Raw genomic sequence first — 21,501 nt, 5'->3', positions numbered from 1 at the left:
AGGGGCTTTTGTCAATATAGCAGATTTTAAAACGAAGTAATTACTTAGTGATTTAGAATCTGACTTAAAAACATTTGCGTACGATCGTGTTGCGGATTGTCGAAGAATTCATGAGGCTCATTGGCCTCGACGATTTCACCGGCATCCATAAACACCACACGGTCAGCCACGGTTTTGGCAAAGCCCATTTCGTGCGTGACACACACCATGGTCATGCCTTCTTCCGCCAACTGAACCATGACGTCCAGTACTTCTTTGATCATCTCAGGATCAAGCGCTGACGTTGGCTCATCAAATAACATGATGCGCGGCTGCATACACAAACCACGAGCAATCGCCACGCGTTGCTGCTGACCACCAGAAAGCTGGCCTGGGAATTTCAATGCTTGGTTGGCGATTTTTACTCGCTCCAAGTAATGCATGGCCATTTCTTCTGCTTGTTTCTTTGGCGTCTTGCGTACCCAGATTGGTGCCAAGGTCAGGTTTTCTAAAATGCTCAAGTGTGGAAACAAGTTAAAGTGCTGAAACACCATTCCCACGTCCTTACGGATCGCTTCGATGTTCTTTAAGTTGTTGTTCATCTCCACGCCATCAACCAAAATAGCGCCTTTTTGATGTTCTTCAAGGCGGTTAATGCAACGTATCATGGTTGATTTGCCCGAGCCTGAAGGCCCACAGACAACAATGCGTTCGCCTTTTTTAATGCTAAAGTTGATATTTTTGAGTACGTGAAAATCACCGTACCACTTATTAACATCGTTAAACTCGATGATCGCTTCTTCGCCCTGCGCGAGTTGGGCACGAGCCATATTTGTATTTGTCATGATAAAGACCTCAAATTCCTAACTAATTTCGCTTGTGCCCAGTTTCTAATTTACGCTCAAGAGCCATACTGTAGCGTGACATACCAAAGCAGATAATAAAATAAATCAAGGCCGCGAAAGCGTAGCCTTCAATGGTCGTTCCTAACCAATTGGAGTCATGGTTAGCGGCTTGAATCCTCCCTAAAAAGTCAAACATACCCACGATATAGACCAAGGTAGTGTCTTTAAACAAACTGATAAAGGAATTAACAATGCCTGGAATGACCAGCTTTAAGGCTTGTGGCAACACCACTAGAATCATCGATTGCCAATAGGTTAACCCCATCGCATCGGCTGCTTCATATTGCCCTTTTGGAATAGCTTGTAAACCACCACGAACCACTTCTGCCATATAGGCTGAAGAGAATAAGATAATGCCGATCAACACGCGCAACAGCTTATTAAAATTTATGCCGTCTGGTAAAAACAGTGGGATCATCACCGACGCCATAAACAAGATGGTAATCAGTGGTACCGCCCGGATGGTTTCGATGAACACCACACAAACGGATTTGGCGATTGGCATATCAGAGCGTCGACCAAGGGCCAACAAAACCCCTAACGGGAAAGACGCCACAATACCGACCACCCCCAGCAGTACGGTAAGGAAAAGGCCGCCCCATAGAGATGTTTCGACGGCTTCTAGACCAAACACGCCCCCAGCAAACAAACAGTAAGCCACAATGGGATAGACAAAAATAATAGCGACAGAAAGGTATAATTTGTTAATCGTTTTGATCGCAAACGCACCGACCATTACGATTAATAAAATAACCGCCAAATTAATTCGCCATGTTTCTTTTTCTGGGTACAGACCATACATAAACTGGTCAAAGTAAACACTGACGAAAGCCCAGCAAGCTCCGCCTCCGGTACAGGCCGCCTTAGACGTGCCTTCCCATGTTGCATTAATAAATGCCCACGAAACGATCGGGGGAACAAGCAAATACAACAGGTAGGCGCTAAATAATGTGAGAAACACATTAAGTGGGGACGAAAATAAATTTTGACGTACCCAAGCGACGGCACCGACAGAGGTCGAAGGTGGCGGGAGGTCGGGTAATGGTTTAAATATGATAGCCATGATCTACCTCCTAACGTTCAATTAATGACATTTTGCTGTTGTACCAGTTCATAAAGATTGAAATAGACAAACTTAATGAGCCGTAAACCAACATACAAAGACCAATGGTTTCAATCGCCTGACCGGTTTGGTTCAGCGTTGTTCCCATGACGACGGCGACCAATTCTGGGTAAGCAATGGCGGCGCCTAGGGAGGAGTTTTTCGCCAGGTTCAGGTATTGGCTAGTCAGGGGGGGAATAATAACGCGTAGCGCTTGCGGCAAGACGATTAAGCGTTGCGTTAGGTTATCACGCAAGCCTAATGAACGAGCTGCTTCGGTTTGTCCCCAGTTAACCGACAAGATACCGGCACGAACAATCTCCGCAATAAACGCACCCGTATAAGTAGATAATGCGACTAAAACCGCCACGAACTCAGGCGGTAATACCATACCTCCGGTCACGTTAAAGCGACTTTTTTGTGGTAAATCAAACTCAATAGGAAAGCCTGCAACGGCTAAAAAGAGAAAGGTAATACCAATTATTAAGCCGAGAGACGACCAGTATGCGGGAAACCACAAGCCGGTTTTTGTTTGACGTTTTTTGGCCCAAATAACCAAGCCAATAGAGGCAACAATTGACAGGATAAAACCAAAAACCACCAAGCCAAAACCGTCTTGAATCATTGGGTTTGGCGAGTAAATACCACGTTTATTGAGTAGGAAATCCGCAAACTCGTAGCTCTGTGCGGGAGCAGGAAGTGCTGCAAGTACCGCAAAATACCAAAAAAACATTTGCAGTAAGAGCGGAATATTACGCATTACTTCAATGTATATCGTGGCTAAACGGGCAACTAACCAGTTTTTTGATAAACGAGCAAGGCCCATTATCACACCAATAATGGTGGCTAGTACGATGCCTAATAACGAAATAACGATGGTGTTGATCAACGCAACGAAAAACGCTCGTCCGTAAGTGTTGGCTTCGGTGTATTCGATTAGGTGGATAAGGATTGGAAAGCCAGCAGGCTCATTAAAAAATGAAAAACCCGTTGAAATTCCTCGATTGTCGAGGTTGGCTTGTAGATTGCTAAATAAGTAATAGCCTACAAAAACCACCACCGCGAGCAGCAAAACTTGAAAGATCATGGCGCGGTTGCCAGCATCGTGCAAGAAGCTGTTGTTGTTAGGAGTTGTATTATCGCTCATCTTGGTTCAGGCAATGAAATGCTCGTCAGATGTGTAAGAAAGGGGGAAGAAACTCAGCGGCGGTTGTTGCCGCTGAGTCAATACCCAAGCAGGTCGCTTTGGGGGAGATTAACGAACAGGTGGCGCGTACATGACACCGCCTTCAGTCCATAGCGCATTAAGGCCACGAGGAATATCTACAGGCGTAGATGGACCAACGTTACGCTCAAATATTTCACCATAGTTACCGACGTTCGCGATAATGTCATACGCCCAGCTAGCGGGTAGGCCAAGTTGAGCCCCCATATCGCCTTCAACACCTAGCATACGCTTGATACTAGGATCGTTTGTTTCGCTCTTGATCTTAGCGACGTTTTTAGACGAGATACCCATTTCTTCTGCGTTTACTTGAACATGCAAAGCCCAAGTTACGATGTCTTTCCACTGGTTGTCGCCATGACGAACAACGGGAGCGAGAGGTTCTTTAGAAATGGTTTCTGGAAGAATAAGGTGTGCTTTTGGATCGGCTAGTTTTGTACGGTGAGCCGCTAAACCGGACTTGTCTGTTGTGTATACGTCACAACGGCCAGAGTCATAAGCGGCTAGTGCTTCGTCTGCTTTTTGTACAACAACGGGTACATAAGACAGTTTGTTTTTACGGAAGAAATCCGCCATGTTTAATTCGGTTGTTGTACCTTGCTCAGTACAAACGGTAGCGCCATCTAGGTCCATTGCCGTGGTTACACCTAGGTCTTTACGTACCATGAAGCCTTGGCCGTCATAGAAGTTAACGGCGGTGAAATCTAAACCCAAAGAGGCATCACGGGTGTAGGTCCAAGTGGTGTTACGAGTCAATACGTCGATTTCACCAGACTGTAATGCGGTCAATCGTTCTTTAGCCGAAAGGGGAGTGAATTTTGCTTTTTGGCCATCGCCAAAAATTGCAGAAGCAACCGCGCGACAAGCATCAACATCGATACCAGACCAGTTACCTTTGTCATCGGCATTAGAAAATCCTGGAACACCTGAACTGACACCGCATTGAACGAAGCCTTTTGCCTTAACATCGTCAAGCGTTGCTGCCGTAGCACCTACACTGAAGGTTGCGGCGATTGCTGCTGTAGACAGTAGTTTACTCACATTCGATTTCATTGTATTGAGCCTCCCAGGCGTTTTTATTTATGTTGCTATCTAGCTTAAACAGTACGATTCAGGTTAAAACTTGTTAATTACCTGAATTTTAATAAAGCAAAGTTAGTGCCAACATTTAATTATTCTTGTTGTTTAGGATATGTAGACGATTCCTCTGAAAGATCATCACATACCCCTATAGAATTACTCTTTTGAGGCGTAGTCAAGGATAAAATGGTAACAACGAAGAGTCGAATGCTTATTTTTTGCACCTTTTCAGCAAAAAAAGACGAATACCTGAAGTGTTTAAAATAATGTAGCATCTTTTCTGAAGTCAGCAAAATCAATGCACTCAGCGTTTGCTGGCGCGTTTTTTGGCCGTCATAAAGGGGCAGAAAGGCAATATATTGATCCATTTTTATGCCAAATGAATTTTTTGCATCATTTTGGTGCTTTGTTGTGTGTTATTCGAATTGGCAGATTAAATATATTGAATAAAGCGCTTTCCATAGTTTATAAACAGCGTGGTAGACTTAGAGAAGGCCGTGTATTTCACACCTTTCGTTAATATCAATTCAAGTCATGTAAGGAGATCCACGTCAGATGGATAACTCAGCAAAACCGCTTGACCGCTTAGACAAAAAAATTCTTCGAGAACTGCAAATAAATGGCCGTTTGTCGAATGTGGAGTTGGCGAGTCGAGTGGGATTAAGTGCGACACCTTGTTTGGAGCGGGTACGCCGTTTGGAACGTAATGGTTACATTACGGGCTATTGTGCTTTGGTTAATCCTAAAAAAGTGGACGCAGGGCTGTTGGTGTTTGTCGAAATCCGTCTTAAGACAACGTCTCCAGAAGGTTTCAATGAGTTCAAAGCCGCCGTGACGGAAATTCCAGAAATTTTAGAATGTCACCTCATCGCCGGTGATTTTGAATACCTTCTAAAAGCCCGCGTGTCCAACATGGACTCGTATCGTCTTTTACTGGGTGAAACCTTGTTAACCCTGCCACATGTACGAGAATCACGTACTTATGTTGCCATGGAAGAAGTCAAAAACACCACTGTGGTGAGCATTCCTTAAACCTCGATCAGACGTTTAAATATTGGTCGTGGTTTGGTAACCATCGGACTAATAGCGGCGAAACGCACTCTGGATATCGGCTGTGAAGCAGTGTGGCGGCTTTCTGAACGTCATCCAGTAAGCCTTTATCGCGCTGTAAATCCGCGACTTTAAACTCCCAAAGCCCCGTTTGTCTGGTGCCGAGTAATTCACCTGGGCCACGCAGTTCAAGATCTTTTTCGGCGATTTTAAAACCGTCGCTGGTTTCTCGCATGGTAGAAAGGCGTTCTTTACCTTGTTGTCCCAATGGCGCTTTATACAGCAGCACACAATGGCTGGCGGTTTGCCCTCGACCCACACGACCGCGCAATTGGTGAAGTTGGGCGAGTCCAAGTCTTTCCGGGTTTTCGATCACCATGAGGCTAGAGTTTGGCACATCCACGCCGACTTCAATGACGGTGGTGGCGACCAATAACTGAATTTCACCCGCTTTGAATTTCGCCATGATGTCCGCTTTCTCTTGGGCTTTTAAACGCCCATGAACTAAGCCAATACGAAGCCCGCCAAGCTGTTCTTGCAACAAGATGGCGGTGTCTTCTGCGGCTTGGCATTGCAACGCCTCGGACTCTTCAATCAAGGTACAAACCCAATAAGCCTGCTTGCCTTCCTCGCAGGCGCTTTTCACGCGATCTATGACTTCTTGTCGGCGCTGATCCGATACCACAATCGTATTTACCGGAGTACGCCCCGGCGGTAGCTCGTCAATGATGGAGCAATCCAAATCAGCATACGCCGACATAGCTAAGGTTCGGGGAATCGGCGTGGCGGTCATAATCAGCTGATGGGGCTGGAAGCCATGCTTCATGCCCTTTTCGCGCAGCGCCATACGTTGATGTACGCCAAAGCGATGTTGTTCGTCGATAATAGCCAGTGCTAAGCGGTCAAACTCGACCGTGTCTTGAAATAACGCATGGGTGCCAACAATGATTTGAGCCTGTCCAGAAGCAATATCGGCCAGCTCCTTTTCTCGTGTTTTGCCTTTGAGTTTGCCTATCATCCACGCGACTTTCAGGCCGAGCGGTGCAAACCATTGGGTGAAATTAAGATAATGCTGCTCGGCAAGAATTTCGGTTGGCGCCATGATGGCGACTTGATAGCCCGACTGTACGACAGACGCCGCAGCTAACGCGGCGACTAAGGTTTTCCCCGATCCTACGTCCCCTTGCACCAAACGCAGCATAGGATGACCTGAGCCGAGGTCATGAAGGATCTCCTGAAACACTCGACTTTGCGCATTGGTTGGCGAAAACGGCAGCTGTTGTAGGAGTCGTTGGCTTAATTCACCGGCGGCTGGCACTTGGATGGCGACATCCTGCTTGGCTTTCATACGCTTACCGATTAAAGAAAGCTGGTGCGCCATGAGTTCTTCAAAAGACAAACGATATTGCGCGGGATGAGTGCCCGATCTTAGTAATTCGAGATTGGCTTCTCTTGATGGATGATGCAGAAAGTGAATCGCATCGCTCAGCGGTGGTAGGCTGAATTGGGTGCGGATTTCATCAGGTAGCCATTCTTGTAAGTTGTAAGGGGTTAATCGCTCTAACGCTTGCTCGCAAAGTTGGCGAATTTTGGTTTGTGTTAAACCATCAGTCAGCGGATAAATTGGTGTCAGTTGCGCGGTTTCTTCTTGTGTTTCGTCGTCGCCAATCACTTTGTATTCAGGATGATAGATTTCAAAGCCTGTACTGCCACGGCGAATTTCCCCAAAGCAACGAACTCGCTTGCCGGATTCCAGTTGTTTTTTTTGCGCGGCCGAGAAATGAAAAAAACGCAAACACAAGGTGCCAGTATGATCTTTGATACGACACAGCAAACTACGGCGTTTGCCCATTTTGATTTCAGCGCCAGTGACTTCTCCTTCAATGACGGCTTCATCGCCAAAGCGCAGCATTCCGATAGGGACAACCCGCGTCCTGTCCTGATAGCGAATCGGCAAATGAAATAGCAGATCTTGCACCGTGTGCAAATGCAGCTTGGCGAGCTTTTCCGCCATCGCATCGCCAACGCCCTTTAGCTCACGTACGTCCTGAGTGTCTAATCCATCGATCATATCTACTCTCTATCAATCCAACCGTTCTATCAATCCAACCGTTCTATAAATCTAATAATCTACTGCTCTAAAGGTCTAGTTGCTTACAAGCATCACGGATTGACTGACTAACGGCTTCGATCGCTTTGGGGCGAGGGAAGCTGGCGCGCCAAGCTAACGCCACGGTGCGTTTGGGGGCGGGTGCCGTAAACGGGCGCACTTCCAGCATCTCGTGATTAATGTTCATGGCCGCCGATTTGGGTAAGACGGTGACGCCTAATCCTGATGCCACCATATAGCGAATGGTTTCCAGTGAACTGCCATTGACTATGGTACGGCCGTCACCAAATTCGCTTTCGTTAACCAATGGACAGGCTTCGAGCACTTGTTCACTAAAACAGTGGCCCTTGCCAAGCAGCAACAGGTTATCGGTGGAGAGCTGATCCGTGTCGATGCTGGATAACTTGGTCCATGGGTGATGTTTGGGCATGAGCACCATGAATTCTTCTTCGTAAATCGGTTGGGTGACCACATCCGGTTCCCGAAAAGGCAGCGCCACAATAATGGCGTCTAATTCGCCGTTACGCAGTTTAGGGCGTAAGTTTTCAGTGAGATCTTCCTCGATGATTAAGGGCATGCCCGAGGTGATTTTGTGCAAAGAGGGAATCATAAAAGGAAACAAGTAAGGCGCGATGGTAAAAATCGCACCAACCTTGAGAGCGCCTTTTAATTGGTTTTTGCCCGAAGAGGCCAGCTCTTTGATGGTATTGGCCTGATCAAGCACACGCTTCGCTTGGGTAATGATCTGCTCGCCAATAGGCGTAACATAAACGGAGCTTTTGCTGCGTTCAAAAATGGCGGTGCCGAGCTCTTCTTCCAACTTTTTAACCGCGACACTCAGTGTTGGCTGCGAGACATAGCAGCGCTCTGCAGCACGACCAAAATGTTTTTCTTCCGCCAGCATTACGATGTATTTCAATTCCGTTAATGTCATAACACACCTTTTACCCTTGGCTGATTCATTGTTAATAACTATGATAATACATAATTTAATAACACTTAGTCTTTTTCTTGGCGAAATTTCTTGCAAGAGGCTTTCAACGTAAGCGACAGACAGGGCTCATCATGAGCGCTTGGAGAAGGAAAATGGCAAAAATACTCATCGCGGGTTGTGGTGATTTAGGCTCAGGTTTGGCCGCCGAGTTGGTGATAAATGGTCATGAGGTGACTGGTATTCGTCGAACCAAAGCACAGTTCCCTGATGGCGTTGTTGGCATTACGGGCGATTTACTCGATATGAATGATGAGCGCCTGCCGGATGTGGATATGGTGTTTTTGATTATGACGCCTAATGGTCGCCATGAAGACGCCTATCGTTTGGCGTATTTTGAGACGGCTCAGGTGTTGATTCGTCGTTATCACGCAAGAGACGCACAACCAAAGGTGTTTTTTGTCTCCAGCACCAGCGTCTATGGGCAGAGTCAAGGGGAATGGATAGATGAAATGACGCCAGCACAACCCGCTTCTGTCACTGCGCAGATTTTGTTCGACACCGAACAATCATTAGCGGCCGCGTTTTCGAGTGTCGCCGTGCGTTGTTCTGGTATTTATGGTCCGGGGCGCTTTCGCTTATTAGAGACGGTATTAAGTGAAAAAGACTGGGGCGCTAACAGCTGGACCAATCGGATTCACCGAGATGACGTTGTTTCCGCTCTGGTGTTGTTGGCGAAGGGTGCGCTAGCGGAAAAACCATTGCCAGAACAGGTGATCGTAACCGACCAAACGCCGGTTTCTATGTGGGAAGTCAAGCTTTGGTTGGCCACTTGCCTTGGTGCCAACGTGACGGTAAACAGCGGCGAAGGCTTTGTGCCGACTTCTGGAAAGCGTATTCAAGGGCAATACTTGCTGTCACAAGGTTGGCAGTTAAAGTATCCGAGTTATGTGGCGGGTTATCATGAACTGTTGCGTGAGTTTAATGCTTTGTGATAACAGCTTGATGTAAAACAGCTATAAAAAAAGAGGCCGCGGCCTCTTTTTTATTTTGACTCAAAGGATGGAGTGGAAGAGGTTAGTCTTCCAATACCATAATGCCTTCGATTTCTACTTGAACGCCTTTCGGCAAAGCACGAACGCCCATTGCTGCGCGAGCGGGGTAAGGTTGTTTAACGAATTGCATCATCACTTCGTTGACGGTGGCGAAGTTGCCTAGATCTGTCATGAAAATGTTGAATTTCACCACGTTTTCTAGGGAGCCACCAGCCGCTTCACAAACCGCTTGTAGGTTTTTGAAGACTTGAGTGGTTTGCTCAACGATGTCTTCGCTGATCACTTCCATGGTTTCTGGCACCAAAGGAATTTGACCAGACAAATACACTGTGTTGCCAGCGCGTACCGCTTGAGAATATGGGCCAATCGCCGCTGGGGCGTTTTCAGTGTGAATCACTTGTTTTGACATAAATAAGTAGCCTTTTTTAGGGAATGTAAGTAGCAGAGTAAATTAAGACAGGTTAGCGTCCCACAATGGTTTCGCGCGAGACTTTTTCCACACAACGAACCGCTTTGATGCGACGCATTACGTCGGCCAAACCAACGCGGCTGGAAATGGTAATGCTCAGGCGTAAACGACTGACGCGGCCGCGTTCAATAATATCAAGATTCGACACTTGGAAGTCCGTATCGCTGATCGAACTGGCGATGTTCGCTACCGCACCACGCTCATTAATATAAGTCACGATAAGGCTAATATGCAGCTCTTCTTCGATCTCTTTGCCCCATGCCATATGGATAAAGCGTTCAGGGCTGGATAAATGGTCTTGCACATTTGGGCAATTAAGATGATGAATAATAATGCCTTTGTCGACTTGAACATAACCCACAATCGGGTCGCCAGGAATCGGTGCGCAACATTTGGCATAAGAAATCAACATGCCTTCTGAGCCATTTACTTTAAAGGATTTTGGCGTCACCAAGGTGTCTTCGTCAATATTCGGGAAGAGTTCACGGGCGACCAGATAGCCCACATGACGGCCCTTGCCGATGGACTCTAATAAATCGTCCATACTGGTGAGCTGGTGGTTGGCTAACACTTGTGCGATTTGTTCGGTGGTTAATTCTTCAATGTTGGTCTTAAAGGCATTGAGTGAGCGAGTCAGCAGGCGATTGCCAATGGAGATGGCGTTCTCGCGTTGTTTGTCTTTTAAATAATGACGAATGTTGGTGCGCGCTTTACCGGTAATCGCAAAGCTTAGCCAAGCCACATTGGGCTGGGCGTTTTTGGCCGTAATGATTTCAACCGTTTGGCCGCTTTCCAACTGTGTGCTTAATGGCGCGAGACGACGGTTAATGCGACAAGAGATACAGGTGTTGCCGATTTCCGTATGAACGCCATAGGCAAAATCCACCGGCGTTGCCCCAGAAGGCAGTTCAATAATTTGGCCATTAGGGGTGAAAACGTACACTTCGTCAGGGAACAAATCGCTTTTGACGTTATCAACAAATTCCACTGGATTACGGGCTTTTTGCTGAATTTCCAACAAGCTTTTCACCCATTTTGTGGCGCGGTCATGGTTACTTGGCATGTTGGATGTGCCACTGACTTTGTAAGCCCAATGGGCGGCAATACCGTTATTGGCCACCAAATCCATTTCTTCTGTGCGGATCTGAATTTCCATCGGAATGCCGTTGGCGCCTAATACCGTGGTATGAAGCGATTGGTAACCATTGGATTTTGGTACCGCGATGTAATCTTTGAAACGGCCTTCAATCGGTTTGAAAAGCGCGTGAATAACGCCAAGAATGCGATAACAGCTGTCATGGCGGTCGGTTACGATGCGTACGCCCATAACGTCCATGATTTCATCTAAAGAACGGCGTTTTTTGTCCATCTTCTGATAAATGCTGTAAATGTGCTTTTCTCGAACGCTGATACTGGCTTCAATATAGTCGGCGGCCAATTCCGATCGAATCGTGTCTTCCAGCTTTTGCGTATCTTTGATGCGCTGCTGACCATACTTTTTATGGATGGCCTTTTGCAACATACGCGCGCGCATTGGGTAATAGGCTTGAAAGGCGAGCGACTCTAAATCTACCCTGACGTTGTACATGCCTAAACGGTTGGCGATAGGCGCATAAATGTCTAAGGTTTCACGGGCGATTCGGCGTTTTTTATGGGCTGGCATGGCATCTAAGGTGCGCATGTTGTGCAATCTGTCCGCTAACTTAACCAAAATGACGCGAATATCATCGGCCATGGCCATGGCCATTTTTTGGAAGTTATGGGCTTGTTTTTCGACTTGGCTGTTGAATTCTAAATGGGTCAATTTACTGACGCCATCTACAAGGCCCGCCACACCTTCACCAAATTGCTCAGTGAGTGCTTCGCGGCTGATGCCAGTGTCTTCAATCACATCGTGCAGTAATGCCGCTGTCAATCCATCACAATCCATCCGAAGTTCTGACAAAATTTCGGCGACCGCGAGAGGATGGGTGACATAAGGCTCGCCACTTTTGCGTCGCTGCCCGTCGTGGGCTTGCTGGGCGTAGTAGTAGGCGCGTTTTACTTTGGCGACTTGCTCGTAGGGCAAGTACTGACTTAGGGTTAGTGCTAAATCTTCAATGGTATACATCGCTCACCTCACATTGGCAGAAAAGAAACACGACAACTGTGCAATGAGCGACACCATAGAGATTAAAACTCGTGCAATGGGCGTTTTTGCTGATCAACATTTTTAGCGTTGATCAAATTTTCCGCTATTTCACGTAGTGCAATTACAGTCACTTTGTCGCCTTCTAAAGGCACTTTGGCGTCTTCGCCGCCGGTGGCGAGTTGACGTGCGCGTTTTGACGCGACCATCACTAGTTCAAAGCGGTTATCAACGTTTTCTAAACAATCTTCTACGGTAACTCGAGCCATTTTGACCTCTGTGTTCGGTTATCTATTTTTCCAAGGGTAATTCTACTTAACGGCTTCTCACAATGACAAGAGATCATTTATAAGATTGCCATGTTTTTGTTGCATAACAGGGGTTTTTGTCCGCATTGCCATAAAAATGGACGACATTTCTGCAAGAGCGACGTCAAAATCGTCATTGACGATAACAAAGTCGTACTCATGATAATGCGACATTTCACTCACCGCCTTTGACATACGACGCTGAATGACATCGTCGGTGTCTGTCGCACGACTTTTTAAGCGCGCTTCTAATGCGGACAGCGAGGGAGGCAAAATGAAGATGCCGATGGCATTCGGGTAGAGCTGGCGAACTTGGCGCGCCCCTTGCCAGTCTATTTCTAGAATGACATCCAGACCTTGTTCTAACAGGTTAAAAATAGACGCTTTCGACGTGCCGTAGTAATGATCAAACACTTGGGCGTGTTCGAAAAAGGCGTCTTCCGCGATCATATCTAAGAAGGATTCATCATCGATAAAGTAGTATTCTCGGCCATGCTCTTCGCCCGCGCGTGGGGCGCGAGTGGTATGAGAAATGGAGATGCGTACTTTATCGTCGGCCTGTAACAAGGCTTTGTATAATGAAGACTTGCCTGCACCAGAAGGCGCAGACAGTATAAATAAGTTGCCAGTGTGTTGATCCATAGGAGCCTATACATCCGATAATCAGGGTCGATATAAGAGACGGATGAGTATATCACATGGCCTTATGTCTCGCTGTTTTCCTTTTCCTATGGTTTTGCCTACAGGCTTTTTTCTTGCTTTGTTGTCGGCTGTGGCGTTGGGCTGGCCAGCCAACCTAGCAGCATCCATACACAACCAATGGCCAGAATGACATACAGAGGCGCTTGCCACGAAGCATGCCAGTCGTACAGCGCCCCAATCAAGACGGGCCCTACTGCCGCCAGCGTGTAACCAATTAACTGCGCCATGCCAGACAAGGCGGCGGCTTGTTTTGGGCTGTTGGTTCGTAAGCTGACGAACGATAAACCTAAAATAAAGCCCATGCTGACGCCGAACCCAAACGATACTGACCAGACGCCAGACCAGCTCGGAATAAATAACAAGCCCGCCACGCTCAAAGACGTCAGCCCAGTAGCAAACAAACATAAGCGTCGATGGCTGCCCAAACGATTAATAAAGGGCGCTAGAATCAACGACGGAATGGCACCGGCTAATTGCAAATAGCCTTGGTAAAGTCCAGCGGTAGAATCCGTGTAACCATTGCTCATTAAAATAGCCGGTACCCAAGCAACAACAATGTAATTAATCAGCGAGTTGACCGCCAAAAAGCTAGCCACTTGCCATGCCGTGACGGAACGCCAAACCGAGGTCGCCACCTCGACATTGCCAGTTTTTGAGGTTTGATGCTGAGTGATTTTGCAGCTAAACCACACCACCAAGGGCAATAGAATCAGCAGGCTTTGGCACGCCAACGCAAAGGACCAGCCACTCATGGGCAAGTGAAACGTGGTCTGTTCCGCGTACAGACTTAATGGCACGGCAAAGCTCGACATTAAAAAACCGCCGATGCTCATCATCAATACATAGATGGCGGTAAGCTGCACCACGTGATGGGGAAACTCGCGCTTTAGCAAACTGGGCAGCAATACGTTACCAATGGCGATGCCGGCGCCGATAAAAACCGCTCCAAGATACAAGCTGCTAATCGAGCCGAATGTGCGAATCACCATGCCAATGGCAATCAGACCCACACCCGACGCGAGAATTCGCTCAATGGTAAAATGCCGAGTCAGCCAAGACGCCACCGGCGCAAAAAAAGCAAACGCCAACAAGGGCAAGCTGGTGAGCAAACCAGATTGCGAGCTGCTGAGATTTAGATCCGTACTGATTCTGTCTAATAATGGCGGCAAGCCTGTGACTGGGCCGCGTAAGCTCAATGCCACCAAAAAAATAAATAACAGTAAAAAGGCCGCGTCGTGTTGTGCTAATCGTTGTAATCGTTTCATGGTGTCCATTCTTCTAAAAAAAGAGCTGTCATGCCAAGTCCTCAAAGAGAGATTGTCGATTGACTATTATATGAGTTACGCTGCTTGCTGAATTGAGAGACTTGGACAATAAATTGCGAAATACAGACAAAACCATTTTTGAATCGCTAACGAACCTCTGTTTTGCCGATCACTACCCGCATCGCATCTTGGTATTGCGCTCCCAATCTGTGCCTCACCCTGAGGAAACGCCGTGGCATCAACATCAAAAAGGCCAGCTGGTATTGCCGTTAACGGGCGTCGTGACCAGCTTTATCGATGACAAAATGTGGCTGGTGCCGCCACGCTGCGCGGTGTGGATTCCCAGTAATGTGATGCATCGCAACCAGATTTCGCCCAATGCGGACGTGTGCATGTTGTTTGTCGACAGCCGCGATTTGTCTTTGCCAGACAGGGCCTGCACCTTAACCGTCACACCTTTTGTGCGCGAGCTAATATTGCATCTGCACAGGCAACAAGACTATGAAAAGACAGACCCAGCGACGGATCGGCTGGTGGATGTGCTTATTGATCAACTGATTCAATTAGAGCGAGAAGAGTTCGATTTTCCGATTCCCGATGAGCCGGTATTAAATCGCCTTGCGCTTGAACTTATCGCCCGACCCAGTGAAAAACGCACTTTAGGAGAATGGGCCAGTGACTTCGCCATGAGCGAGCGCACCTTAGCGCGGATGATCAAACGCCACGTGCAACTCACCTTCGGTCAATGGCGTAGCCAACTGCACATTGTGCTGGCGTTACAAAAACTCGCCATTAATCTACCCATCCAAACCATCTCTGAAGAGCTCGGCTACGATTCCGTCAGCGCCTTCATCACCTTCTTCAAAAAGGCGCTGGGTAAATCCCCAAGACAATATCGGATCGAACGATGGGGAAAGGAGTGACAGAGCGCCCCGTCAGGGTTCGCTTAGACCGTCGTGAGAATATACAGCGCCAAGAAAATTAACGCCAAGCCAGATAAGCGATCAATCCACATGGCTTTGCTGCGCAATTTTTCCAAGTAGCGCGCATTCGATAAAAGACATGCAATTAAGGAGTACCAAAGACCATCCACCAGCCAAGGCGTTGCTACCATGAGCATTTTTCCACTTACCTGATGGACTTCTACTACAAAAGGGCTGAATAACGCGGCAAAAAATAAGGCGATTTTTGGGCTTAAAATAGAGACCAGAAAACCTTCTTTGGCTGACTGAAACACGCTAACGCGAGTGCCTGATTCTAACTTAGCCGCAATGCCGCCTTTGGAACGTAGGGCATTTAAACCAAGGTAAGCCAAATACGCCGCCCCCGCGTAACTGATAACATAAAACAGCAAAGGCAACTGATGGAAAATCACCGCCAAACCCAGCATGGAAAGCAGCGCGTACAAGCCAAAGCCAGTCGCGTGTGCCCAAGAAGTGGCCAAACCGTTTGCTCGACCACCCGCCAAACTGTGCTTGATGACCATCGCGAGACTCGGACCTGGTGACATGGCACCAAGCAAACAAATGGTAAACAGGGAAAACCAAATAGACAGTGACATACGCTGCTCCTTAATGATTGAAGCAGATTAGCAAGCCCTTGGTATTATATGAAATCATCTTTTCTCATAATGGTTATGATTCTTTATCATAGCCAATGGAATAAGCGGCTTTTGACATCACCTGCAACACGAGGCTTCTTACCCATAGATGAGAAGAGTCGTTGTCGTATTTTGCATGCCAAATGAGCCAGTACTTATGGCGTGGTGTTGTGATGGGAAGCTGTTTATAGGTCAGTGAGAAGTGGTTTTTTAAATTTCGAGCAATGTGTTCTGGAATCACCAAAAGGTACTGACTTTGACACAGTGATTGCGCTGCCGCATAGAAAAATGGCACTTTTAGCGCAAAGCGCCGCCGCTTTTCTAGCTTGGCTAACGCCTCATCCACGTAGCTGTCTTTGTCGCCACCGCCGATCACTTTAATATGAGCGTAGGCGAGTAGATCGGCAATACTCAGAGTGTCCTGCGTTGCCAAAGGGTGAGCATCACTCATCATGCAAACGGGGGAGTCTTCGCCTATTTGAACAGAAGACACACCTTCTGGTTGTGTCAAAGACATGCTTGATGCCAACTGAATATCGGAGGTGGCAAGCTGAGGCAATAAATCTGGCTGCCATAAACGATACTGCATTGATGCATTTGGCGCTTGTATCGCCAAGGCCTCGACAATATCAGGCAAAATATACTGCGCCACATAATCGCTGGACGAGAGCACAAACTCGCCATGCCATTTTGCCGGCTCGAATGCCTCTTCTACCAGCAAATCATCCAACTCCAGAAACCAATGAGTCAGCTTCGTTTGCAGTTGTAGCGCTTTAGGTGTGGGGATCAGGGTGTTGCCTTCGCGAATGAGCAATGGATCCGCAAATAAATGCCTGAGCTGACTAAGCTGACGGCTGACGGCGGATTGTGTCAGATTCAATTTATTGGCCGCGTGGCTAACATGACGCTCTTCCAGCAGTACCTTTAACGAACGCAACAAATTTAGGTTAACACGGTGGATCATCTCGATAGGCTCACAGGCTGACATAGTGGTCGGCTTATTTTTCGGCTTTACTCATCATAACGCAAGGTGAATTGCCCAGCTTAATGGGCAAACAGTTTAATGGGCAAACTTTAACACCACCACACCTAGAATAATCAGCAACACGCCCATGTAGCGCAGCAAAGAGGTCGGGTCGCCATAAAACCAAATGCCCAATAAAAAGGTGCCAGACGCGCCGATTCCTGTCCAAACCGCATAGGCGGTGCCCATGGGAATTTCTTTTTGTGCCAACCAAAGTAAGGTGCCGCTAACGGCCATAAAGCCAACCGCAATGGCGATGCCCAGCACTTTTGAGCCGCCAGATTGCGCCATTTTTAGCCCCACAGGCCAACCGATTTCCGTTAATCCCGCCAACAACAAATACAACCAACTCATGCCTTACCCCTTAATGTGTTGAAGACAACGTTATTTGCACGCTAGACTATCAATAATTGTGACATTTAAAAGTTAATAACCATCGAAATAATTCATATGTTGAGTCTAGAACAAATTAATATGCTGGTGCTGTCCGCAGAGTTGGGGTCTTTTTCTGCGTGCGCCAGAAAGCTCGGTAAAGTGCAATCGGCCGTCAGTCATGGGATTAACAATTTAGAAATAGACTTAGGCGTTGAATTGTTTGATCGCACCTCCCGTAGCCCCAAGCTCACGCCAGAAGGGGAGCGCTTACTGCGCAGCGCAAAAGCCTTATTAGCGCAGTCCCATGAGTTCGAAAAAATTGCCGAATCCATAACGCGCCATGAAGAAGGTGCGTTGACAATTGCCGTTGACGACGCGCTATTAACGCCATATGTAACGGCTATTTTAGCCTTGTTTGCCCAAGCCTTTCCTCATGTGGAGATTGATCTTATTTCCTTGGCGTCTCCCGATATTATTCCCATTGTGGCCGATGGCAACGTGGACATTGGTGTGATGTTTTCAGAAGTGGAAGCCAATAAAAAAGTGGATTTCTGTTACGTGGGCAGTGTCGACTTTGTCGCTGTTTGCCATGTGGATTCTCCCTTAGCGGCCTTGCGACGTTTATCCGAATCGGATCTCATGCCTTATCGTCAAATTGCCGTGAGAGGCCAGCAAAAGCGTGAGTCACAAGTGCTCATCAGCATGACGCCAAATGCCTGGTGGTGTTCCAGTAACTACAGCGTGTTGGAATTAGTGAAGCAACAAATAGGCTGGGCTTATTTGCCTCTGTCACTGGTTCAGCCTTTTGTGCAATCAGGACTATTGCAAAATATAGACGTCACCTTCGACCACAAACCTTGGTCCGTCCCCGTCGACCTCGTTTGCAAAAAAGGCGCCTTGCGCGGCCCTGCTCATCAATGGCTGTTCGACGCGTTGAAAAACGCCTTTTCTACTGAACGATAGGCAGGGTAAAAAGAGTTTTTTGGGTTTTCTCACTTTTTCTGTTGGTTTATTTTGTACTGGGCAAATGTAATCGCATGTAGTTTCACTGCTTCAATTCCAGCAAGTGTATTTAGCATACGATCTGGTGTAGAGACTAATATAGGCAATCCTTCTACTTCTGGTTTTGGCTCTGATAACCAACGCCAAGCACGTGGTATTGAGCCAAGCACGTCTAAATGAGTTAGGATATCAAGTATCTCTTGAACCTCTTGTGCATGCTTGAACCAAGACGTGGGTTTTATGGCTGAACTTTTTTTGCCTGATACTCTGCTAGGTAATTGAGACGTTTCTAATTCTTCATTTGTTATGTACTCAATCGTCCATGTCGCTAATTTACTTAGGTTAGGGTTCGTTGTGCGTTGGTGTTTTCCGACCCTTGATGGGGTAATTAATCCTATTTGAACAGTGCTATTTGGGCGTTCATCATTGATAAGCCGAATCTTTTTTAAGGCGGGTATTATGTCTGTGTCATTTGTCACGAATATGACTTGCTCTAATGTTGAGTCTGTGAGTACGTCATAGACTGCTTCCAAAGCGACATTGACATCGCTCTGTTTTTCCTCGATTTTCCAGACCATCATTCGCTGGCTTTCGCTAGGCGATTTATCTTTGCCTGACTCGTCTTGTTCGACGATGGGATATGTGCTTTTTTCTATAGAGTAGGCACCTTTAATGATCTCAATAGTTGGTCTGTAGAGATACAGTGCTTGGTGATATGAGCGTTGGTCGTTTGGAGAGTTCTGATCTGACGCGGCTTTTGGGCTTATATCAGCTGTTGTGAATTTAATGGCGTGTTTGGTATTTATATTAGCGTCTGGGTGATCGGATCTTGAGATAAGTAACTCAATTAACCGATGTAAATCGAGCCACTTGTATGGGGTGTTCTTGAGGCATCCATAGTATAAATTATATCCATCGATATACACTTTGGTTTTCACTGCTCTATCCTTAGAAGTAAAAAAACCGGCCAGAGGCCGGTTTTTTCTCCCAACTCCAGGGGTCGTAATGCCACGCGTGGAAGAAGGGTAAGTTTTATGCCTTTTATACTAGTCCCTAAGGGACGGAATGATAAATTTTAAAAAGCTATCAGTTTAATTATTTTAATATCAGTATTTAATCAAAAAGGAATAAAAGCACTCACCACCAACGAGTATGCCAACGTCTTATATCGACAGCATCACTAAAGCGAGGAAAGCTATCTTTACGATTTTTGTCTCGGCTAAATGCAGAATACAGCAAGTGACATAACAACAAAATGAAACTATAATTTTAAAAATTATTATTTTATGAAGGTTTAGTTTATGTCTTCTCGATCTGCTGTGGTGTTCCCCAAAGATTTACGAATGCTGAAAATATTGGGTGAGAATATCTCCTTGGCGATGAAACGTCGAAAAATCACTCAGACAAGGTTATCCGAACGAACAGGCCTTTCTATGCCGACGTTACGTAACATCACCCGAGGCGAGCCGAGTGTGTCGATTGGCCATTACCTTGTGGTGTTATCTGTGCTTGGATTAGCTGCCGACCTTGGCAAAGTTGCTCTGGACGATGAGTTTGGTAGAAGGTTGCAAGATATTGAACTACTAACCGCCAAACATAAAAAGAAACCAACGAGCCAACCGTCATGAGTCGATCTATTTATGTCTATGCTCATTGGCACACCATGGCGCAACCTGAACTTGTGGGGGCGCTAGAAACAGACCTCGTTCGAGGCGTTGAAGTGTATCGATTTTCTTATGACGAGAATTGGCTAACTTCGCCTTTTGCCATGCAGATAGACCCTCAGTTACAGCTATTCAGAGGCGATCAATTCAATAACGATGCGCGGAATTTTCGGGCCTTCCTAGACTCCTGCCCAGATCGTTGGGGGCGTTTGCTAATGCAACGGAGAGAAGCCGTTTTAGCAAGGCGTGAGCAACGACAAATTCGAAGATTGAATGATTCGGATTACCTGCTTGGCGTTCATGACACCTACAGAATGGGGGCTTTACGCTTCAAGTTATCCAAAGATGGCCCTTTTTTAGACAACGATCAACAGTTTGCTACGCCTCCCATGTCGAGCTTACGAGAATTAGAGCATGCCGTTAGTCAGATAGAGCAAGATCCAGATGTAGATAACCCAGACTATCTTAAGTGGCTGTTTATGTTGATCTCTCCTGGATCGTCACTTGGTGGAGCACGTCCAAAAGCCTGTGTTATGGATGGAGAGGAACTCTGGTTAGCGAAATTCCCCAGCCGTTATGACAATCATGACATAGGCGCTTGGGAGTACTTGGTGTATCGCATGGCCATCGATGCTGGGATCAATATGGCACCTTGTAAAATCTTACAATTTAATAGTCCTCATCATACTTTTTTAACGCAACGCTTTGATCGAGAGGGAGAAACAAGACATCATTTTTCCTCTGCCATGACTCAGCTTGGTTACTACGATGGTGATGCCGGAGCGAGTTACCTTGAACTTGCGCAATTTTTAATGGAACAAGGGGCAAATACTCAAGCTGATCTAGCCCAACTTTGGCGGCGTTTGGCTTTCAATATTATGGTTCGCAATAGCGATGACCACCTAAGAAATCATGGCTTTATATTGGTAGAAGAGGGTTCTGGCTGGCGACTATCGCCAGCTTATGACATCAATATTTCCATAGGTGCCACAGGGCTTCATCTTAATATTGATGAATATTCTAACGAGCTAAGCCTAGACTTAGCGCTAGAGGTTGCGCCTTATTTCCAGCTATCCGCGACAGAAGCGAAGCAAATTCTCTCGGAGCTACAAAATGTGGTCAGCAACTGGCAGGTTTACGCTAATGAAATAGGCATAAACAGACAAGAACAAAAAACTCTGGAACGCGTAATAAATTGAAACTATAATTTTAATATTTGATGATTAATGAATTTATAATTTCTTTTATGTGAAGGTGAATACGAAAATAAACACTTATGCTAGTAAAGATATGAGTTCGAAAACGATTTACAGGATAGACAGCTATGCCGACGGCTGCTGGCGAGACCGCAAAAGCTTGTTGAGGTGATTTTGGGTTATGTATAAAAAACACGAAAAAATAGACATGTTGTAAGGATTTGGTCTTTTCATGTCGAAAAAGTGAGGGGATTTCGACATGACAGCTTGAAATGTCGATGGTATCGACATACATCTTGTGAAAAATTATACATGTGACTGGTGACATGTA

Annotated in this window: 22 protein-coding genes; 6 read left to right on the top strand and 16 right to left on the bottom strand. The window is 46.5% G+C overall.

What is annotated here, in order from left to right; all coding sequences use genetic code 11:
• Window positions 1-44: 44 nt before the first annotated feature.
• The 5 genes from J8N69_RS07610 to J8N69_RS07590 all read right to left on the bottom strand — a co-directional run bounded on the left by J8N69_RS07610 (window position 45) and on the right by J8N69_RS07590 (window position 4,659).
• Window positions 45-824: an amino acid ABC transporter ATP-binding protein gene (locus J8N69_RS07610; RefSeq protein WP_168823843.1), complete on the bottom strand. Its 780-nt coding sequence runs from the start codon at window positions 822-824 to the stop codon at window positions 45-47.
• Between the two features lie 22 nt (window positions 825-846).
• Entirely contained in the window at window positions 847-1,947 is a 1,101-nt protein-coding gene (locus J8N69_RS07605) for an amino acid ABC transporter permease (protein WP_168823845.1), read from the bottom strand.
• Window positions 1,948-1,957: 10 nt separating this feature from the next.
• The gene (locus tag J8N69_RS07600) at window positions 1,958-3,133 is read right to left on the bottom strand and encodes an amino acid ABC transporter permease (protein ID WP_168823847.1); all 1,176 of its coding nucleotides are present in this window, start codon (window positions 3,131-3,133) and stop codon (window positions 1,958-1,960) included.
• Between the two features lie 108 nt (window positions 3,134-3,241).
• Window positions 3,242-4,264 carry an amino acid ABC transporter substrate-binding protein gene (locus J8N69_RS07595; RefSeq protein WP_168823849.1) on the bottom strand — a complete coding sequence of 341 codons (1,023 nt, stop codon included), beginning with the start codon at window positions 4,262-4,264 and terminating at the stop codon, window positions 3,242-3,244.
• A gap of 119 nt (window positions 4,265-4,383) precedes the next feature.
• On the bottom strand, window positions 4,384-4,659 hold the full coding sequence (locus tag J8N69_RS07590) for a hypothetical protein (RefSeq protein WP_168823851.1): 276 nt from the start codon (window positions 4,657-4,659) through the stop codon (window positions 4,384-4,386).
• A 187-nt stretch (window positions 4,660-4,846) separates the two neighbouring features.
• Here J8N69_RS07590 and lrp point away from each other — a divergent pair, with 187 nt between their 5' ends.
• Window positions 4,847-5,323 carry a leucine-responsive transcriptional regulator Lrp gene (gene lrp / locus J8N69_RS07585; protein ID WP_111637955.1) on the top strand — a complete coding sequence of 159 codons (477 nt, stop codon included), beginning with the start codon at window positions 4,847-4,849 and terminating at the stop codon, window positions 5,321-5,323.
• 7 nt (window positions 5,324-5,330) lie between these two features.
• Here the strand turns inward: lrp and recG are convergent, their stop codons facing one another.
• Both recG and J8N69_RS07575 read right to left on the bottom strand, forming a co-directional pair.
• Window positions 5,331-7,412, bottom strand: a complete 2,082-nt coding sequence (gene recG, locus J8N69_RS07580; RefSeq protein ID WP_168823853.1) for an ATP-dependent DNA helicase RecG — start codon at window positions 7,410-7,412, stop codon at window positions 5,331-5,333.
• A gap of 67 nt (window positions 7,413-7,479) precedes the next feature.
• Window positions 7,480-8,385, bottom strand: coding sequence for a hydrogen peroxide-inducible genes activator (locus J8N69_RS07575; protein ID WP_168823854.1), 906 nt, complete (start codon window positions 8,383-8,385; stop codon window positions 7,480-7,482).
• Between the two features lie 152 nt (window positions 8,386-8,537).
• On the opposite strand from J8N69_RS07575, the gene J8N69_RS07570 reads away from it, so the two are divergent.
• Entirely contained in the window at window positions 8,538-9,377 is an 840-nt protein-coding gene (locus J8N69_RS07570; protein ID WP_168823856.1) for an NAD-dependent epimerase/dehydratase family protein, read from the top strand.
• 82 nt (window positions 9,378-9,459) lie between these two features.
• On the opposite strand, the gene J8N69_RS07565 is transcribed toward J8N69_RS07570, so the two are convergent.
• The 5 genes from J8N69_RS07565 to J8N69_RS07545 all read right to left on the bottom strand — a co-directional run bounded on the left by J8N69_RS07565 (window position 9,460) and on the right by J8N69_RS07545 (window position 14,309).
• On the bottom strand, window positions 9,460-9,846 hold the full coding sequence (locus J8N69_RS07565) for a RidA family protein (RefSeq protein WP_072839391.1): 387 nt from the start codon (window positions 9,844-9,846) through the stop codon (window positions 9,460-9,462).
• 52 nt (window positions 9,847-9,898) lie between these two features.
• Window positions 9,899-12,016 carry a RelA/SpoT family protein gene (locus tag J8N69_RS07560; protein ID WP_168823858.1) on the bottom strand — a complete coding sequence of 706 codons (2,118 nt, stop codon included), beginning with the start codon at window positions 12,014-12,016 and terminating at the stop codon, window positions 9,899-9,901.
• Between the two features lie 62 nt (window positions 12,017-12,078).
• A complete protein-coding gene (gene rpoZ, locus J8N69_RS07555) occupies window positions 12,079-12,303 on the bottom strand; it encodes a DNA-directed RNA polymerase subunit omega (RefSeq protein WP_168823860.1) in 225 nt (74 codons plus the stop codon).
• A gap of 57 nt (window positions 12,304-12,360) precedes the next feature.
• Entirely contained in the window at window positions 12,361-12,984 is a 624-nt protein-coding gene (gene gmk, locus J8N69_RS07550) for a guanylate kinase (RefSeq protein WP_168823862.1), read from the bottom strand.
• 98 nt (window positions 12,985-13,082) lie between these two features.
• Entirely contained in the window at window positions 13,083-14,309 is a 1,227-nt protein-coding gene (locus J8N69_RS07545; RefSeq protein ID WP_227804008.1) for an MFS transporter, read from the bottom strand.
• A 113-nt stretch (window positions 14,310-14,422) separates the two neighbouring features.
• On the opposite strand from J8N69_RS07545, the gene J8N69_RS07540 reads away from it, so the two are divergent.
• The gene (locus tag J8N69_RS07540; protein ID WP_227804007.1) at window positions 14,423-15,232 is read left to right on the top strand and encodes an AraC family transcriptional regulator; all 810 of its coding nucleotides are present in this window, start codon (window positions 14,423-14,425) and stop codon (window positions 15,230-15,232) included.
• Between the two features lie 23 nt (window positions 15,233-15,255).
• Here the strand turns inward: J8N69_RS07540 and J8N69_RS07535 are convergent, their stop codons facing one another.
• From J8N69_RS07535 to J8N69_RS07525, 3 genes are all read right to left on the bottom strand, one after another.
• A complete protein-coding gene (locus tag J8N69_RS07535; protein WP_168823866.1) occupies window positions 15,256-15,870 on the bottom strand; it encodes a LysE family translocator in 615 nt (204 codons plus the stop codon).
• Between the two features lie 73 nt (window positions 15,871-15,943).
• Entirely contained in the window at window positions 15,944-16,897 is a 954-nt protein-coding gene (locus J8N69_RS07530; RefSeq protein ID WP_211084929.1) for a LysR family transcriptional regulator, read from the bottom strand.
• 72 nt (window positions 16,898-16,969) lie between these two features.
• Window positions 16,970-17,287 carry a DMT family transporter gene (locus tag J8N69_RS07525; protein WP_137170626.1) on the bottom strand — a complete coding sequence of 106 codons (318 nt, stop codon included), beginning with the start codon at window positions 17,285-17,287 and terminating at the stop codon, window positions 16,970-16,972.
• 96 nt (window positions 17,288-17,383) lie between these two features.
• Between J8N69_RS07525 and J8N69_RS07520 the strand changes: the two genes are divergently transcribed.
• Window positions 17,384-18,271 carry a LysR family transcriptional regulator gene (locus J8N69_RS07520; protein WP_168823869.1) on the top strand — a complete coding sequence of 296 codons (888 nt, stop codon included), beginning with the start codon at window positions 17,384-17,386 and terminating at the stop codon, window positions 18,269-18,271.
• Window positions 18,272-18,300: 29 nt separating this feature from the next.
• Here the strand turns inward: J8N69_RS07520 and J8N69_RS07515 are convergent, their stop codons facing one another.
• Window positions 18,301-19,248, bottom strand: coding sequence for an NYN domain-containing protein (locus J8N69_RS07515; RefSeq protein WP_211084931.1), 948 nt, complete (start codon window positions 19,246-19,248; stop codon window positions 18,301-18,303).
• A 363-nt stretch (window positions 19,249-19,611) separates the two neighbouring features.
• Between J8N69_RS07515 and J8N69_RS07510 the strand changes: the two genes are divergently transcribed.
• Both J8N69_RS07510 and J8N69_RS07505 read left to right on the top strand, forming a co-directional pair.
• Window positions 19,612-19,938 (top strand): helix-turn-helix domain-containing protein, encoded by a 327-nt coding sequence (locus tag J8N69_RS07510; protein WP_168823871.1) that lies wholly within the window; start codon window positions 19,612-19,614, stop codon window positions 19,936-19,938.
• Entirely contained in the window at window positions 19,935-21,173 is a 1,239-nt protein-coding gene (locus J8N69_RS07505) for a type II toxin-antitoxin system HipA family toxin (protein WP_168823872.1), read from the top strand. Before J8N69_RS07510 ends, J8N69_RS07505 begins: the two co-directional genes overlap by 4 nt.
• The last annotated feature ends 328 nt before the right edge of the window (window positions 21,174-21,501 follow it).

Origin of the sequence: Marinomonas profundi, from assembly GCF_020694005.1 — a bacterium.
Taxonomy (GTDB): Bacteria; Pseudomonadota; Gammaproteobacteria; order Pseudomonadales; family Marinomonadaceae; genus Marinomonas; species Marinomonas profundi.
The sequence above is the reverse complement of the archived record's forward strand: the minus strand, read 5'-3'. Positions and strand labels throughout refer to the sequence as shown.